The organism is Gallaecimonas sp. GXIMD4217 (assembly GCF_038087665.1).
Classification (GTDB): Bacteria; Pseudomonadota; Gammaproteobacteria; order Enterobacterales; family Gallaecimonadaceae; genus Gallaecimonas.
On record NZ_CP149925.1, the window covers coordinates 3,159,957 to 3,175,834 of the forward strand.

The following is a 15,878-nucleotide window of genomic DNA, read 5'->3' on the forward strand; positions in this document are numbered from 1 at the left end:
TTGTATTAATGCAGCTTCTGCCGTCTAACGCTGAGTACATGGCCCATGCAAAGCCAGCAACCTTGCTGGCCAGCAAAAAGCCAAGTTATATCAGTAAGTTAGAGCAGATAGCTTAAGTGGTCAATTTTTAGTCGCGCACGCCGATTTAATGGCCGCGCAGCGGCCAAGCCCGCCCGTAGAGAGTCGCCGAACGGCGAAAGGCATTAGGCCATTGGCGGCAGGGATGCCGCCAAAGCCACTGCGCGGTTGGAGCCGTGGCGGTGGCCGGTTAGCCTTTCTCCGTGAGGAGCACGACTCGAACAGGGCCGTGAATGAATCAAGGGTACAAGTAACAAAAACGGAACCCGCGGGCTCCCTTTTCCCGGCAAGGGCTACAGCGCCGCCGAGTCCAGGCTGTCGGCGTCCGTGAACGCCTCGGGCAGCTCCAGGTCATCGGCCAGCTCATAGCGGTTGCGGCCGTGCTTCTTGGCCTGGTACAGGGCCCGGTCCGCCTCTGCCACCAGCTCCTGGGGGAACTGCTCCCCGGGCACGGCGGCGGCGATGCCGATGGACAGGGTGACCCAGTCACCCAGGGGCGAATCCGGGTGGGCAATGGCGGCCTGCTGCATCTTGCGCAGGATCTTCTCGGCCAGGCCCTGGGCCTGCTCGACGTCGCTGCCCGGCAGCACCAGGGCGAATTCCTCGCCGCCGTAACGGGCCACCAGATCGCCGGCCCGGCGCACCGCCGACATCAGCACATGGGCCACCTGCTGCAGGCAGAGATCCCCCTGCAGGTGGCCGGCGGCGTCGTTGAAGCGCTTGAAGTAGTCGATGTCCACCATCATCACCGCCAGGCTCAGATCCTGGCGGCGGCAGCGCTGCCATTCCTCGGCCAGCTCCTCGTCGAAGACGCGGCGGTTGGCCAGCTGGGTCAGGGCGTCGCTGCGGGACAGGTTCTGCAGCTTTTCGTTGGCCCGGGCCAGCTCGCGGTTGCGCTCGGACAGGGCCTCGTTGAGCTCGTGGATCTGCTCTTCCCGTGCCAGCAGCTCGGTGATGTCCTCGGACAGGCTGAGCAGGTACTGGGGCTGGCCGTGCTTGTCCAGCAGCGGCAGCTTGCGGGTCCTCAGCCAGCGCTGGCCCCTGTCGGTCTGCAGCGACTCCTTGTCGATGTAGACCAGCTGGCCGTCGTTGAGCACCTGCATGTCCTTGCCCATGAAGTAGGCGGCGTCCCGCTCCGGGAAGATGTCGGAATCGGCCTTGCCCAGCATCAGCTCCCTGGGCGCCCCTATGATCTCCTCGGCGGCCTTGTTGATGCGCACGAACCTCAACGTCTTGGCATCCTTGACGAACAACATCAGCGGCAGGTTTTCCAGCACCGAATCCAAGAAGCGCTCCCGCTCCTGGATCTCCTCGTTGGCGATGCGCAGCTGCTCGGTGCGCTGCTCCACCTCCTTGCTGATGGCCTGGGCCTGGCCGGTGGAAATCAGCACTATGGCGCCGACGATGCCGGTCATCAGCAGGCCGCCCACCAGGGTCAGCCAGATCCCGGAATTGGCCTGGGACAGCACATAAACCTCCGGGATCACGAACTCCAGCTGCCAGCTGCGTCCGCCCACTTGGATGCTCTCGGTGGCCCTCAGCCCCTGGCTCAGCTGCGGGGTCCAGCCGTTTTCCCGCAGCACCGCCGAGCCCTGCTGGTAGAACAGGGTCCCGGAGTCCCTGTCCCTGGCGGTGAGGCTGAGCGGCTTGTTGTTGAAAATCTCGCCGGCGTTATGGAAGATGGCCCGGCCTTCCAGCACCGCCAGCACCAGCCCCATCAGGTTGCCGTCCTCCCCCAGCACCGGCCTGAACAGCAGGAAGCCGCGACCGCCCTGGGTCAGGTCGATGGCGTCGGAGATGGCCGCATCCTGGCGCAGTATGGCGGCGGCGATGGCCGCCTCCCGCTGGCGGTGGTCGCTGGGGGCCAGGCCCAGCACCACTTCGTTGCCGTCCAGGGGCTCCAGGTAGTAGACCGGGTAGTAGACGGTGGCCCTGGGCGCCGGCACCAGCTTGCCGTCCGGGCCCGGGGTGGTGAACACGAACTCACGGCCCAGCTCGGCGCTGGCCCTGGCCTCGAAGGCGGCCCTGTCGCCGTGCTCCACCCTGGGCACCCACTCCAGGGCCTTGATGCCCGGCAGGGCGGCCAGCAGGGGCCGGCTGAACTGGGAGAACTCGGCCCGGGTCACTTCCTCTGAGGCGTTGAACAGCTGCTCCAGGGTCAGCAGCGCCTGCAGGTATTGATCCATGCCGGCGCGGATCGCCACCGTCAGCTGGTGGCTCTGGCTGTCCAGCTCCAGGCGCACCCGCTGTTCCTGCCAGTTGCGGATCTGTTCCACCCCCAGCACCAGCACCAGCATCAGCACCGCCATGGTGCCGCCGACCTTGCCGGCCCGGCCCAGATCCGAGCGGCCCTGGGCCAGGATCAGCAGCAGCGGCGTGGCCAGGAAGACGCCGATCACGTCGCCCACCCACCAGGTCAGCCAGCTCAGCGGCACCGCCACCATGGGAATGGCGCCGGCCGCCAGCAGCGACAGGTGGCCCATGGAGGCGGCCAGCACGCAGGCCAGGGGGCCGCCAAGCAGGGTCACCAGGGCGATCTGCCTGGGGCTGTCCAGGCGCCAGGGCCCGGGGCTGAAACGCCGGATCAGCCAGGCCCCGGCCAGGGCCTGGAGGGCGGCGCCCGTACCTATGCCCAGCGGCAGCAACCAGGCCTGGGCGGAAGCAAACAGCGCGTCCGGATCGCCGGTGAGCACGGCATTGGTCAGGAAGGAGCCCAGGAAGGCACCGGGCCAGTAGCGCCGGCCCCACAGCAGCAGGGCGGCCAGGGCGATGCCGCTGCCGGGCCAGATGGGGGTGGCATAGCCGGGCGGCACCGCCAGCTTCAGTCCCAGCCAGGCGAACAGCAGGTAGGCAATGGCGATGAGTGCAACACGCAGGGGATAGCTCTTGATCGGCAGCTCCATTGCTTGCAGGACCTTGAACGAAAACAAAGTGGCTTACTGGCCAAACTAGCATGAAAACGAAAAAAGGGCAGCCAGGCTGCCCTCTTGCCTTGCCCCTCAGGGGTTGTAGTGCTCGCCGTCCTTGCGCAGGTAGAACCACCAGTTCACGAACACGCAGACGCCGTAGAAGACCGCGAAGCCGATCACCTTGGGAATGTAGGCGGCCACGGCACTGGTCCAGCCCAGCACCGGGCCGGCCTGCTTCAGGTAGTAGGCCACACAGGGTGGAGGTCTCCAGGGAGCCGATCGGGTGACCAGGGCACCGCCCACCTTGTCGGCGATCCGGCCGCCCACCGGGCGGATCAGGCGGTCGCGGCTCGCGCCACCGCACTGGTGGTGGCGGGCGAAATAGGCGCCGTTGTCGCCGGTCTGCATCAGTTCGATGAGGCGCAGGGTCAGCGGCGTTTCCCGGAGCCAGTTGAAGTCGCTGGCCAGGTCGTGGCCGTTGAAGCCCCGCAGCAGCACGACGTTGACCCTGGCCGAGCTCCGCACCCAGGTAACCAACTTCGCCGGGCCCTGACCCTAGCGTAAGAAAGGCCCGCTGCCGGGCCTATACATCCAAGGGGGTAGTTTGGGGGTAGTCAGAAGCTGGCCACCGCCATCAGCCACAGCTTGTCGGTGTCCGTGGCCAGGTCGTCGGCGTTGTAGTGGGCGTACTTGGCCAGCACCTTGACATGCTTGTTGACCGGGTAGGCGAACTGGGCGTCCAGCTCCTGGCCGTAGTCGGCACCGCCCACATCGGCGCTGAAGTCGTGGATGGCCAGCAGCCAGTTGCCGCCGGCCAGGCTGCCGGAGGCCTTCACATAGGCGTCCTGGATGCCGGTGGCCGGGGTGGCCAGGAACTGGTCGGCGAAGCCCTGGAACTTGTGCAGGGTCGCCAGGGGGGTGGCGAAGGCCTGGCCGTTGTCGCTGCCCAGCAGCTCGTAACCTACGCCCAGGGTGACGGCGCCCAGGGCCCAGTTCAGCTCCGCCAGCCAGTAGTCGGCGTCATAGTCGGCGCTGTTGTCACCACTGTCGCTCTGGCGGGCGTAGCTCAACACCCAGGACAGCCGGTCGGCCTTGCCCTGGTAACGCAGGCCCAGGGTGCGGCTGGACAGGGCCGCGGCGGTGTCGAAGTCCAGGTCGTAGCCGAACAGGGCCAGGCTGTGGTTGCCGGCGCTGTAAGTCAGGTTCAGGGCCTGGATAGCGCCGTGCAGATCCGCCTTGGCGCCGTCCGGGCCGAAGATGCGGTTGACGTTATGGAGGTAGCTGTAGTCCAGGTGCAGGCCGTCGACCAGGGCGGTCTGCAGCCGGTAGCCGTCGTAGGTCTGCTCGTTCTGGCGCCAGCCCACCCCGCCCAGGAAGCGCTGGTCGTTGTGGTTGATGCGCTGGCGGCCGACGGTGACGCTGCCGTCCTTGGCCCAACTGTACTTCAGCGCCGCCTGGTTGAGGTCGGTGCCCTTGGGATCGGCCACCACCGGGTAGTCGGCCTTGCCGTTGGCGGTGGAATTGTAGCTGTCGTTGCCGATCAGGCTGACGTTGTCCACCTCGGCCAGGGCGCTCAAGCCCTGCCAGTCGCCGGTCTGGACGGTGATGCGGGATCTCAGGGTGGAGGCCAGGGCGTCCTCCGGCTTGCCGTCCTGATCCACCGCCTCCAGGCGGTAACGGAAGTTGAGCTTGAGGTCGGCCTCGGTCAGGGCCTGGGTCAGGGAGTCGGCGGCCTGGGCCTGGGCGGCCAGCAGGGACAGGCTGAGTGCAGAGAGGGCCAAAGCGGTGTTTCGGGCTGTCATGACGTTGCCTCGCGGGTAGGAATACTGCCCACAGGGTGCTGTCACATTAATGTCATCGCCTTGAGATCAATCAACTTTTGACCATCCTATCCCCTGCGCAAGCCCCCTACCCCCAAGGGGGCATTGCGGCCCGGCCACCAGGGCGCCATGCTGGGGGCCCAGAACAGGAGCCGAACAGCTGCGTCACCTCGGGTGTGCTGGGGCCCATGGTGGGCCTGGTGGGTTGCCTGCAGGCCATGAAATGGCTGCTGGGCATGGCCAGCGAGCTGCCCGGCCGGCTGCTGCTCATGGACGGCCTGGGGCCGGACTTTCGCTACTTCCGGCTGGCGCCGGATCCGCACTGCCCGGTGTGCCGTCGCTGAAGTGGACCTCGATCAGCGCCTGGACATGGGCCAGGGCCATGAAGCTGTCTTCCAGGGTGCAGGATTCCCCGTCCCGTTTCTTCAATCCCAGGTCATTGAGCTGGACATGCTGGTCAGGCTCCACCCCGTGGTTGGCCAGGCAGGCCCTGACGCAGTTCAGGGGGCAGCCGTCGATGGCCAGGATGGGCCGGCCGGACTGGGCGGTGCGCACCAGCGACCTGACGTTGCCGCCCACGCCGGCGATGCAGGACATCTGGGCCAGACCCTGGCGGTCCAGGGTCACCGCCAGCTCGTTGGCCAGCTGGGCGACATTGGAGCAGCCGGAGCAGGAATAGACCAGGGGTTTGCTGTCTGACATGGGCGTATCGCGTGAATGAACCATGGCACCAGACTAGCGGCACGGCCCGAAAGCCCCTTGACGCAGGTCAAGTATTGTCCGCCCCGCCCCGGTTCAATGGGGGTATCCCCTCAGGCCGACGGCCTGCCACGGCCAGGCCCCAGTGGCCGCGACAGCAGCAATAACAGGCCGGCCACGCCACAGAAGATGGCCACAAAGGACAGGATGCCGTTGAGGGTCCTGGGGACGCGATCCAGGGTGTCGTAGTGGAAGACGCGCCTGCCACCCTCGGCCGGCTCGACGAATTTCAGCCCCAGGTTCTCATGGCTGTAGCGGTACACCACATTGCGCCGGGACGCCATTTCCATGCGCTTCTGATCCCGTCCGGCCTGCCCCGCCGAAGTCGGCACCAGCTCGGACCAGCGACCGTAGATCTCATCCGGCTCGCCGTCCTTGATCACCCCCAGGGACTCATAGACATATTGCCGCTCCGGAAAAAGCGCGGCCGTGTAGGCGCAGTAGAACAGGGCGGCGCCAAAGGCGATCAGGGCGATGGCCAGCAGTTGCAGGCGGTGGCGTCGGCGCTGCAGCTCCAGCCTGGCCTGGTACAGGTAGCTGCGGGTCTGCTCGACCTGCTGCAGCTGGCCCAGGTCGACGTCCTCGCCGGCCCTGGCCATGAACTGCTCGGTGGTGAGGTTGAGGGCACCGAGGATGCGGGCAAAGATCTCGCCGGACGGCGTCGACTTGTCGTTCTCCAGCTTGGATAGGTAGCTCTGTTCTATGCCTGCCAGGCGGGCGAACTCGGGTTGGCTGAGCTGCTGCTCCTGGCGCAGTGACTTGATGGCGTTGCCTAGGCTCATCTTCCTTCTCCTTGGTGTGAAATCGCCCCCAGTCTTGGCAATTCCGGCAGGAATAGGAATCTGAATATCAATGAATAGCCATGACTATTCAATCATTTAGGCTCCAAGCCCGGGCGCCGGAGACAAAAGGGGCGGGCCATGCCCGCCCCTGCGCCGAGCCGGGCTTCAGGCCAGGCGCAGCACCTCGGCCACCAGCTTGTCGATGCCGGACTGGGCCTCCAGGATGGAGCCGGCCAGCATGTAGGCGGGGGTGGACACCACCTTGCGCTGTTCGTCGATGCGGAACTCGTCCACCGGGCAGGACAGGTGCTCGCCGCCCATGGCCTCGAAGGCCTGGGCGGTGTCGGCATCCGTACCTATGGTGCCCCTGGCGCCGGGACCGTAGATGCGCGGGATCATGGCCGGGGAGATGCAGATGTAGCCGGCCGGCTTGCGGGCCTCGGCAAAGGCCCGGCAGGCGGCCTCCACGTCCGGCTGCACACTGCAGTCGGCGCCCTTGACGGCGAAGTCGCAGAGGTTCTTGGCGGCGCCGAAGCCACCGGGCAGGATCAGGGCGTCGAAATCGGCCACCTCCAGTTCGCGCACGTCCTTGATGTTGCCACGGGCGATGCGGGCCGCCTCCACCAGCACATTACGGCGCTCGGCCATCTCCTCGCCGCTCAGGTGATTGATCACGTGCATCTGTTCGACATTGGGGGCGAAGCACTGGTACTGGGCGCCGGCCTTCTCCAGGGCCAGCAGGGTCAACACGGATTCGTGGATCTCGGCGCCGTCGAAGACGCCACAACCGCTCAGGATCACGGCCACTCTTTTCATCACAGTCCCTCCTTGTTCAAGTACCCGCATCTTAGACAGCACCCAGAGCACTGTCATCCACGCAGAATGCCCTTGACCAAATTTTGACCGGTGCTAGACTGCGAAGCCTCACCCCAATTCAAGCTGTAACCAGGGAAACGGTTAATTCACAGTCAAGGAGAGGCTATCCACAGCGCCAAATCAAAAACAAAAAAAAACCAAAAAGCACTTTGTTTTCATAAGCATAACCACACAAGCTCCGAGCATTAGCCAGATGTTTCGGCCCTTGGTGCTGTTTGTTAATCAACAAAGTTATCCACAGATTGCTCCCTGACCAGCACCGCCCCTTGGCGGTTCCCCAGGATCCCGCCTTATGGCATCCTCTTGCCATCACATCGCAGCGGACATTTCCATGACAGCCATACCCGAAAACCCCCTGATCCTGGTGGACGGCTCTTCCTATCTCTACCGCGCCTACCATGCGCCGCCCCACCTGACCAACTCCAAGGGGGAGGCCACCGGGGCCGTGTATGGCGTGGTCAACATGCTCAAGAGCCTGCTGCGCCAGTTCAAGCCCGACCACATGGCGGTGGTGTTCGACGCCAAGGGCAAGACCTTCCGCGACGAGAAGTTCGCCGACTACAAGGCCCACAGGCCGCCGATGCCGGATGACCTGCGCAGCCAGATCGCCCCCCTGCACGCCATCATCCAGGCCATGGGCCTGCCGATGCTGGTCATCGACGGGGTCGAGGCCGACGACGTCATCGGCACCCTGGCCAAGAAGCACGCCGAGGCCGGCCGCCACGTGCTGATCTCCACCGGCGACAAGGACATGGCCCAGCTGGTCAGCGACAAGGTCACGTTGATCAACACCATGACCGACACAGTGCTGGATCCCGCCGGCGTCAACGACAAGTTCGGCATAGGCCCGGAGCTGATCATCGACTTCCTGGCCCTGATGGGCGACAAGGTGGACAACATCCCCGGCGTACCCGGCGTCGGCGAGAAGACCGCCCTGGCCCTGCTGCAGGGCATTGGCGGCATCGAAGAACTCTACCAGCGCCTGGACGAGATCCCGGCCCTGGGCTTTCGCGGCAGCAAGACCATGCCCAAGAAGCTGGAGGACAACCGCGAGCAGGCCGAACTGTCCTACTGGCTGGCCACCATCAAGACCGACGTGGCGCTGGACCAGTGTTATGACGACCTGGCCATCCAGCCGGAGAACAAGGACGAACTGGTCAGGCTCTACGGCGAGATGGAATTCCGTCGCTGGCTGGCCGAGGTGCTGGAAGGCGGCGCCGCCGAGCAGGCCGTGGTGCCCGCCGAGGGCCACGAGGACGAACCCGCCAGCACCGTGGACCGCAGCGCCTATGAGCTGGTGCTGGACGAGGATGCCCTGAACACCTGGCTCCAGGCCTTGGGCGAGGCGGAGCTGTTCGCCTTCGACACCGAGACCACCTCCCTGGACTACATGCTGGCGGAGCTGGTGGGCTTTTCGGTGGCCCTGGCCGACGGCAGGGCCGCCTATATCCCCTTCGGCCATGACCCCATGGAAAACGAAAAACAGCTGGACCGCCAGCTGGTGCTGGATGCCTTCAGGCCGCTGCTGGAAAGCGACAAGCACAAGAAGGTGGGCCAGAACCTCAAGTACGACATGAGCGTGCTGGCCAACCACGGCATCGAACTCAGGGGCATCGCCTTCGACACCATGCTGGAAAGCTATGTGTTCAATTCCGTGGCCGGTCGCCACGACATGGACAGCCTGTCCCTGAAGTACTTGGGCCACAAGGCCATCAGCTTCGAGGACATCGCCGGCAAGGGCGCCAAGCAGCTGAGCTTCGACCAGATCCGCATCGAGGATGCCGGCGTCTACGCCGCCGAGGATGCCGACGTCACCTACCGCCTGCACCAGGTGCTCTGGCCCAAGCTGGAGGCCGACGCACGCCTCAAGTCGGTGTTCAGCGACATCGAGCTGCCGCTGGTGCCGGTGCTGTCGCGCATGGAGCGCACCGGGGTGCTGATCGACAAGGCCATGCTGGCCCGCCAGAGCGAGGAGCTCGGCCAGCGCATCGCCGAGCTGGAGGCCCAGGCCCACGAGCTGGCCGGCGAGGCCTTCAACCTGGGCAGCCCCAAGCAGCTCCAGGCCATCCTCTTCGACAAGATGGGCATCAAGCCCCTCAAGAAGACCCCCTCAGGGGCCCCGTCCGTGGCCGAGGAGGTGCTGGTGGAGCTGGCCCTGGACCATCCCCTGCCCAAGGTGATCCTGGAATACCGCAGCCTGGCCAAGCTCAAGTCCACCTACACCGACAAGCTGCCCAAGCTGATCCACGCCAAGACCGGCCGGGTCCACACCAGCTACCACCAGGCGGTCACCGCCACCGGTCGGCTGTCGTCCTCGGACCCCAACCTGCAGAACATCCCGGTGCGCACCGAGGAGGGCCGCCGCATCCGCCAGGCCTTCATCGCCCCCAAGGGCAAGGTGCTGATCGCCGCCGACTATTCCCAGATAGAGCTGCGCATCATGGCCCACCTGTCCGGCGACCAGGGCCTGCTGACCGCCTTTGCCGAGGGCAAGGACATCCACGCCGCCACCGCCGCCGAGGTGTTCGGCATCGACCTGGAGCAGGTCACCAGCGACCACAGGCGCAAGGCCAAGGCCATCAACTTCGGCCTCATCTACGGCATGTCCGCCTTCGGCCTGGCCCGCCAGCTCGGCATAGGCCGGGGCGAAGCCCAGGGCTACATGGACACCTACTTCCACCGCTACCCGGGCGTGCTCGACTATATGGAGCGCACCCGCAGGCAGGCCGAGCAGCAGGGTTATGTGGAAACCCTGTTCGGCCGCCGCCTGCACCTGCCGGACATCAAGGCCCGCAACCAGGGCCGCAAGAAGGCCGCCGAGCGCGCCGCCATCAACGCTCCCATGCAGGGCACCGCCGCCGATATCATCAAGAAGGCGATGATCGCCGTGGACGACTGGATCGCCCGTGAGGGCCAGGGTCGCATCCAGATGCTGATGCAGGTGCACGACGAACTCATCTTCGAGGCGGACCAGGACTTCGCCGACCAGGCCGCCGGGCAGCTGGCCGCCCTGATGGAAGGGGCCGCCGAGCTGGACGTGCCGCTGGTGGTGGAGCCGGGCCAGGGCGACAATTGGGACCAGGCCCACTGACAAAAAGGTAACTTAGCTACAAAAAAGGCCCCGAATGGGGCCTTTTCTATGCGTCACACGCAAGGAATGCTGAAACTTTATTACGAAATGTTCTTTCCATTGCCAGCGGCCTTGGGTAAAGTAGCCGGCGTAGGGTACAGAGGCTCGATGTTCCATCGACCTTTTGTTTCACGTAGTGGATTTGGCTTATATATAGCCGCCCCGCCCATTGGGCGGGGCGTTTTTTTTGCCCGCTCGCCGGCTTCCCTGTCCCGCCAACGCAACTTTATTTCCTTACCAGTCTGTCACTTAGCCACAAGATTGAGCTTTTACTCAAAATTTCTAGAGTAAATACTTCAAATCACTGGTCTGACTTGATAGCCTAGGGGTGCTGCATACCCAAGGCTTTCGGGCCAAGTGGTGATTTTCTGCTGATAAAGTTAGCTTCTCCCCCAATAAGCTAATCTCTTGCAAGCCGGTGACATCGTCACCGGCATTTTTTTGCCCGTTCGTCAGGCCTCGGCGTCCAGCTCCTCGTTCGCCTCCTCGGCCGGCGGCGACAGCCACTGTCCGAGATGGCGGCGTACCTGATCCACGCCCAGCCCCTTGAGGGAGGAGAAGGCCAACACGGTGACATCGCCACCGAAGGCCATGGCCGCCTCCTGGCACTTGAGCAGCATGCTCTTGCGGGCGCCGCTCTTGAGCTTGTCGGCCTTGGTCAGCAGCGCCAGCACCGGCAGCTTGGATTCCACCGCCCAGTAGATCAGATCCTGGTCGATCTCCTTGAAGGGATGACGGATGTCCATCAGCACCACCACCCCCCTCAGGCAGTCCCGCTTCTGCAGGTATTCCCCCAGGGAGGCCTGCCACTTCTGCTTCATCTCCAGCGGGACCTTGGCAAAGCCATAACCGGGCAAGTCCACCAGGTAGCTGTCCAGTTCGCCCAGCTGGAACAGGTTGATCAACTGGGTGCGCCCCGGGGTCTTGGAGGTGCGGGCCAGGTTCTTCTGGTTGGTCAGGGTATTGAGGGCGCTGGATTTGCCGGCATTGGAACGGCCGGCAAAGGCCACTTCGCCACCGCCATGGTTGGGGAGGTGACGGATATCGGGGGCCGAGGTAATGAACTTGGCTTGACGGAAATCAATCTTTTGGGCGTCAACCATGGGGGCTCCGCAGGCTGGAAACTAAAGACAGAGATGAAATTTTGTGTAAAATATCGGGCGGTTCTGGCCTTAGGCCAGTGAACGGCAAGCAGAATTCTAACATGCCCGGCAGGCCGCCGTATGCCACATTGCATGCCGGGTGAGAGCACTCAACGAAAAGATTGGATCGTCATGAAGAATATCGCACTCGCTTTGACTCTCCTGGCCGGCTTTGCAGGCAGCGCCATGGCCCAGGGTGACGCCGAGGCCGGCAAAGCCAAAGCCGCCACCTGTGCTGCTTGTCACGGCGGCGACGGCAACAGCGCCATTGCCATGTACCCCAAGCTGGCCGGCCAGCACGCCTCCTACCTTGAGAAGCAGCTGATCGACCTGAAGCTGGGCATGACCTCCGGTGGCAAGGAAGGTCGTTACGACCCCGCCATGAGCCCCATGACCATGGCGCTGTCCGAGCAGGACATGGCCGATCTGGCCGCCTTCTTCGCCAGCCAGAGCATGAAGCCGGGCGCGACCCCGGAAGAGGTAGTCGAGAAAGGTGCCAAGCTGTACCGCGGCGGTGACATCGAGCGCGGCCTGACCGCCTGTATCGCCTGCCACGGCCCCCGCGGCGAAGGCCACAGCCTGGCCAAGTACCCCAAGATCTCCGGCCAGTACCCCGAGTACATCAAGGGCCAGCTGGAGAAGTTCCGTTCCGGTACCCGTACCAACGACCCGAACGGCATGATGGTCGACATCGCCAAGAAGCTGACCGACGAGGATATCGCCATCCTGTCCAAGTACCTGGCCGGCCTGCATTAAGGCGCTTCGGTCGAGACAAAAAGGCGCCCCCGGGCGCTTTTTTGATAAATGTGATCCAGACCGAGTTTTTGGCAAAAGCATTACAAAATATTAACCACGGCCTTGCTTCACCCATGGGACAGAGGTAGTTTGAACGCCGTCGCAAGGTTTGCCTTCATTGCTCTGCGGCACGGAGCGATGAACAAGTTTCCGAAGGAAAGGAAAATAAGGTCTGGACGACCAGCATCGACAAACCTGTGGGAAAGCGCTAATCAACCAAAAACAAGAAAGTAGGGAAAGGCACCGCAAGGTACCCGAACCCTATCAGGGAAAGAACCAATAAAACGCCAGGACAGGCGTAACAACAATAATGCGCAAGGAAGCATTAAGAAAAATACGGAACCCTGTTCGCGCCGCAGTTAAGCAGTAAGACGGCAAGAACGAGATGGGAGAAGTGTCGCATAGACACAGATACTAGGAACTGGGCGATGGCGAGAGTCATCGCCTTTTTCTTTGCAATTTGCTAGGCTTTGCCCGCAACCGAGGCCAGCACCCACCATGATTTTCTGCCCCCTCTGCCAGCACCACAGCCAGCCCTTCAGCGAGGACCGCCGCCGCGCCTATTTCCGCTGCCCGGCCTGTGCCCTGGTGTTTGCCGATCCGGCCCAAAGGCCGACGGCGGCCGAGGAAAAGGCCATCTACGATACCCATGAGAACAGCCCGGACGACGCCGGCTACCGGCGCTTCCTGGGCCGCCTGGCCCAGCCGCTGCTGGACAGGCTGGCCCCCGCCAGCCAGGGCCTGGACTATGGTTGCGGACCCGGGCCGACCCTGTCGCTGATGCTGCGGGAGGCCGGCCACGGCATGGCCCTCTATGATCCCCTGTACGCCCCGGATGAACAGGTGCTGGACCGGCAATACGACTTCGTCACCTGTACCGAGGTGGTGGAGCACTTCCACCAGCCGGGCCGGGACTGGCCCAGGCTGGTGTCCCTGGTCAGGTCCGGCGGCTGGCTGGGCATCATGACCAAGCTGGTGATCAATGCCGAGCGCTTCAAGGCCTGGCATTACAAGAATGATCCCACCCATGTCAGCTTCTACAGCGAGGCCACCTTCGACTGGCTGGCCAGGCGCTTCGACTTGACGTTGACCCGGGTGGACCAAGATGTACTCCTGCTGCAGAAAAGGTAGGCCCAGATGACCCGTAAGAAGAAAACACGCAAGACCAGCACCATAGGTGCCGCCAAGAAACCCGATGGCGCCAAGACCAGCGCCTCCGGCCGCGTCCGTAAGCCCGGCAAGGGCCTCAAGAGCGGCAGCCGCCACAACCCCGAGCAGAAGAAGGCCGGGAGCAGGGGCGGCCAGGGCAGGCGCGGTCTCCAGGATCCCCGCCTCGGCTCCACCAAGCCGGTGGCCCTGGTCAAGCCGGGCCAGGCCCAGGCCACCCTGGTGCCCCAGGCGCCCAAGGCCGAAGCCAAGCCCAAACCGGCCGCGCCCCAGGAGCAGGACAAGGCCGCCCTGCTCGAGCAGCTGGAAAACGATGCCCGCCTCAACGCCCTGCTGGAGCGCCTGGAGGCCGGCGAGGAGCTCAGCCAGGCCGAGGAGGACTATGTGGAGTCGGTCACCGACCGCATAGAACAGCTGATGGACGAGCTGGGCCTGACCGACGAGGACGACGACGAGGCGCTGTTCGAGGATCTCGGCTTTGACGAAGAGGATCTGAGATGAGCCTCTGGTACGGACTTGCCGTCCTGGGCCTGGCCATCATCCTGGGCCTGGCCTTCTATGCCGGCCGCCTGCTGATGCAGCTCAAGGCCCAGAAGGAGGCCAGGACCGCCGCCATCGCCAAGCGCAACGGCAAGCTGCTGGACAGCATCCACATCATCGCCAAGGCCATGCTGGAAGAGCAGTGCGGCTATTCCGAAGGTGCCATCCGCATCAGGGTGCTGCTGGATCACCTGCAGCCGGCCAAGGACTTCAGTGGCGACTTCCCGGCCCTGTTCGACCTCTACGAGCGGGTCAAGGATCTGCCCACCCACGAGGCCCGCAAGAAGTATCCCAAGCAGGAGATCCGCCGCCAGGACCGCGAGCGCGAAGGCTGGGAGAAGGAACTGGCCGAGGCCATCAAGGCCGAATCCGAACAGCTCAAGGACCTGGTCCACTAAAGCCTTGTGCTGGATCAATACCGCTGACCCGGGGGAGCCTTATGATCAGGCTCCCCTTTCTTTTCCCGGAGCCCGGCCATGGCTGAACTGCTTTCCTTCGACGCCGACCTGATCGGCCGTTACGACATGAGCGGCCCCCGCTACACCTCCTACCCCACGGCGCTGTCCTTCCACACCGAGGTGACCCGGGACAACTGGCAGCAGGCCATCACCACCTCCGGCACCGACAAGCTGTCGCTGTACGTGCACATCCCCTTCTGCCACAAGCTCTGCTACTACTGCGGCTGCAACAAGGTGATCACCCGCCACAACCACAAGGCGGACACCTACCTGGATCACCTGGAGCAGGAGATCCTTGCCCAGGCGCCGCTGTTCGCCCGGCACCAGGTGCACCAGCTGCACCTGGGCGGCGGCACCCCCACCTTCCTGACCCGCTCCCAGATGACCCGGCTGATGACCATGCTCAGGGACAACTTCCGGTTCGTGGACGACTTCGAAGGCGCCATAGAGGTGGATCCCCGGGCGGTGCAGCTCGACGACATGGCCTTTCTGGCCGACATCGGCTTCAACAGGGTCTCCTTCGGGGTCCAGGACTTCGACAAGCGGGTCCAGGAGGCGGTGAACCGGGTCCAGGACGAAGACCATATCCGCGCCTTGGTGATGGCCTCCCGGGAGGCCGGTTTCGGCTCCATCAACCTGGATCTCATCTACGGCCTGCCGTTCCAGAACGCCGAGCAGTTCGCCGTCACCCTGCACAAGGCGGTGGAGCTGGACGCCGACCGGCTCAGCGTCTTCAACTACGCCCACATGCCGTCGCGCTTCCCGGCCCAGGCCAAGATCAAGGAAGACACCCTGCCGACCCCGGCCGAGAAGCTGGATATCTTCGCCACCACCATCAATGTGCTGACCGGTGCCGGCTACCACTTCGTCGGCATGGACCACTTCGCCAAGCAGGACGACGAGCTGGCCCTGGCCCAGAAGGAAGGCCGGCTGCACCGCAACTTCCAGGGCTACACCACGGATGGCGACTGCGATCTGCTGGGCCTGGGCGTGTCCGCCATCAGCCAGGTGAACGGCTTCTACGCCCAGAACGAGAAGGTGCTGAAGGACTACCAGGCCAGGACCGAAAGCGACGGCCATGCCCTCACCAAGGGCTACCAGATGAGCGAGGACGACCAGATCCGCGCCACCGCCATCCGCCGCCTGCTCTGCAACCTCTGGCTGGAATGGGACCGCCTGGATGCGGACTTCGGCATCGACAGCCGCGCCTACTTCGAGGAGGAGATAGGCCTGCTGGACGCCATGGAGAGGGACGGCCTGCTGAGCCGCGAGGCCAAGGGCATCCGCATCCACCAGCGCGGCCGGCTGCTGGTGCGCTCCATCGCCATGACCTTCGATGCCCACCTCAAGCAGAACATCAAGCGCCACCGCTTCTCGCGGATCATCTGAACGAAAAAGGCCGCCCCAGGGGCGGCCTTTTCA

The 15,878-nt window shown here is 64.2% G+C and carries 13 protein-coding genes; 6 read left to right on the top strand and 7 right to left on the bottom strand.

What is annotated here, in order from left to right; genetic code table 11:
- Nucleotides 1-371: 371 nt before the first annotated feature.
- The 6 genes from WDB71_RS15345 to elbB all read right to left on the bottom strand — a co-directional run bounded on the left by WDB71_RS15345 (nt 372) and on the right by elbB (nt 7,164).
- Nucleotides 372-2,981: a diguanylate cyclase gene (locus WDB71_RS15345; RefSeq protein WP_341502475.1), complete on the bottom strand. Its 2,610-nt coding sequence runs from the start codon at nt 2,979-2,981 to the stop codon at nt 372-374.
- Nucleotides 2,982-3,077: 96 nt separating this feature from the next.
- Complete coding sequence (locus tag WDB71_RS15350) at nt 3,078-3,524, bottom strand: hypothetical protein (protein WP_341502476.1); 447 nt, start codon at nt 3,522-3,524, stop codon at nt 3,078-3,080.
- 77 nt (nt 3,525-3,601) lie between these two features.
- Nucleotides 3,602-4,789 carry an alginate export family protein gene (locus WDB71_RS15355; protein ID WP_341502477.1) on the bottom strand — a complete coding sequence of 396 codons (1,188 nt, stop codon included), beginning with the start codon at nt 4,787-4,789 and terminating at the stop codon, nt 3,602-3,604.
- 285 nt (nt 4,790-5,074) lie between these two features.
- Nucleotides 5,075-5,509 carry a putative zinc-binding protein gene (locus tag WDB71_RS15360; protein WP_341502478.1) on the bottom strand — a complete coding sequence of 145 codons (435 nt, stop codon included), beginning with the start codon at nt 5,507-5,509 and terminating at the stop codon, nt 5,075-5,077.
- Between the two features lie 110 nt (nt 5,510-5,619).
- Nucleotides 5,620-6,348, bottom strand: coding sequence for a helix-turn-helix transcriptional regulator (locus WDB71_RS15365; protein WP_341502479.1), 729 nt, complete (start codon nt 6,346-6,348; stop codon nt 5,620-5,622).
- Nucleotides 6,349-6,513: 165 nt separating this feature from the next.
- On the bottom strand, nt 6,514-7,164 hold the full coding sequence (elbB, locus tag WDB71_RS15370) for an isoprenoid biosynthesis glyoxalase ElbB (protein ID WP_341502480.1): 651 nt from the start codon (nt 7,162-7,164) through the stop codon (nt 6,514-6,516).
- 391 nt (nt 7,165-7,555) lie between these two features.
- On the opposite strand from elbB, the gene polA reads away from it, so the two are divergent.
- The gene (gene polA, locus WDB71_RS15375; protein WP_341502481.1) at nt 7,556-10,315 is read left to right on the top strand and encodes a DNA polymerase I; all 2,760 of its coding nucleotides are present in this window, start codon (nt 7,556-7,558) and stop codon (nt 10,313-10,315) included.
- A gap of 491 nt (nt 10,316-10,806) precedes the next feature.
- Here the strand turns inward: polA and yihA are convergent, their stop codons facing one another.
- Nucleotides 10,807-11,457: a ribosome biogenesis GTP-binding protein YihA/YsxC gene (gene yihA / locus WDB71_RS15380; protein WP_341502482.1), complete on the bottom strand. Its 651-nt coding sequence runs from the start codon at nt 11,455-11,457 to the stop codon at nt 10,807-10,809.
- Nucleotides 11,458-11,628: 171 nt separating this feature from the next.
- Here yihA and WDB71_RS15385 point away from each other — a divergent pair, with 171 nt between their 5' ends.
- The 5 genes from WDB71_RS15385 (at nt 11,629) to hemN (ending at nt 15,845) form a co-directional block, all read left to right on the top strand.
- Nucleotides 11,629-12,252, top strand: coding sequence for a c-type cytochrome (locus tag WDB71_RS15385; RefSeq protein WP_341502483.1), 624 nt, complete (start codon nt 11,629-11,631; stop codon nt 12,250-12,252).
- Between the two features lie 537 nt (nt 12,253-12,789).
- Entirely contained in the window at nt 12,790-13,422 is a 633-nt protein-coding gene (locus WDB71_RS15390) for a class I SAM-dependent methyltransferase (protein WP_341502484.1), read from the top strand.
- 6 nt (nt 13,423-13,428) lie between these two features.
- Nucleotides 13,429-13,959: a Der GTPase-activating protein YihI gene (gene yihI / locus WDB71_RS15395; protein WP_341502485.1), complete on the top strand. Its 531-nt coding sequence runs from the start codon at nt 13,429-13,431 to the stop codon at nt 13,957-13,959.
- Nucleotides 13,956-14,396 (top strand): DUF2489 domain-containing protein, encoded by a 441-nt coding sequence (locus WDB71_RS15400; protein ID WP_341502486.1) that lies wholly within the window; start codon nt 13,956-13,958, stop codon nt 14,394-14,396. Before yihI ends, WDB71_RS15400 begins: the two co-directional genes overlap by 4 nt.
- A gap of 78 nt (nt 14,397-14,474) precedes the next feature.
- Nucleotides 14,475-15,845 carry an oxygen-independent coproporphyrinogen III oxidase gene (gene hemN / locus WDB71_RS15405; RefSeq protein ID WP_341502487.1) on the top strand — a complete coding sequence of 457 codons (1,371 nt, stop codon included), beginning with the start codon at nt 14,475-14,477 and terminating at the stop codon, nt 15,843-15,845.
- The last annotated feature ends 33 nt before the right edge of the window (nt 15,846-15,878 follow it).

What these genes read in the sequence shown, in the direction of transcription:
- WDB71_RS15345 (WP_341502475.1), bottom strand. Translation starts at nt 2,981, where the DNA reads ATGGAGCTGCCGATCAAGAGCTATCCCCTGCGTGTTGCACTCATCGCC.
- WDB71_RS15400 (WP_341502486.1), top strand. Translation starts at nt 13,956, where the DNA reads ATGAGCCTCTGGTACGGACTTGCCGTCCTGGGCCTGGCCATCATCCTG.
- WDB71_RS15365 (WP_341502479.1), bottom strand. Translation starts at nt 6,348, where the DNA reads ATGAGCCTAGGCAACGCCATCAAGTCACTGCGCCAGGAGCAGCAGCTC.
- WDB71_RS15355 (WP_341502477.1), bottom strand. Translation starts at nt 4,789, where the DNA reads ATGACAGCCCGAAACACCGCTTTGGCCCTCTCTGCACTCAGCCTGTCC.
- WDB71_RS15385 (WP_341502483.1), top strand. Translation starts at nt 11,629, where the DNA reads ATGAAGAATATCGCACTCGCTTTGACTCTCCTGGCCGGCTTTGCAGGC.
- WDB71_RS15360 (WP_341502478.1), bottom strand. Translation starts at nt 5,509, where the DNA reads ATGTCAGACAGCAAACCCCTGGTCTATTCCTGCTCCGGCTGCTCCAAT.
- elbB (WP_341502480.1), bottom strand. Translation starts at nt 7,164, where the DNA reads ATGAAAAGAGTGGCCGTGATCCTGAGCGGTTGTGGCGTCTTCGACGGC.
- yihA (WP_341502482.1), bottom strand. Translation starts at nt 11,457, where the DNA reads ATGGTTGACGCCCAAAAGATTGATTTCCGTCAAGCCAAGTTCATTACC.
- yihI (WP_341502485.1), top strand. Translation starts at nt 13,429, where the DNA reads ATGACCCGTAAGAAGAAAACACGCAAGACCAGCACCATAGGTGCCGCC.
- WDB71_RS15390 (WP_341502484.1), top strand. Translation starts at nt 12,790, where the DNA reads ATGATTTTCTGCCCCCTCTGCCAGCACCACAGCCAGCCCTTCAGCGAG.
- hemN (WP_341502487.1), top strand. Translation starts at nt 14,475, where the DNA reads ATGGCTGAACTGCTTTCCTTCGACGCCGACCTGATCGGCCGTTACGAC.
- polA (WP_341502481.1), top strand. Translation starts at nt 7,556, where the DNA reads ATGACAGCCATACCCGAAAACCCCCTGATCCTGGTGGACGGCTCTTCC.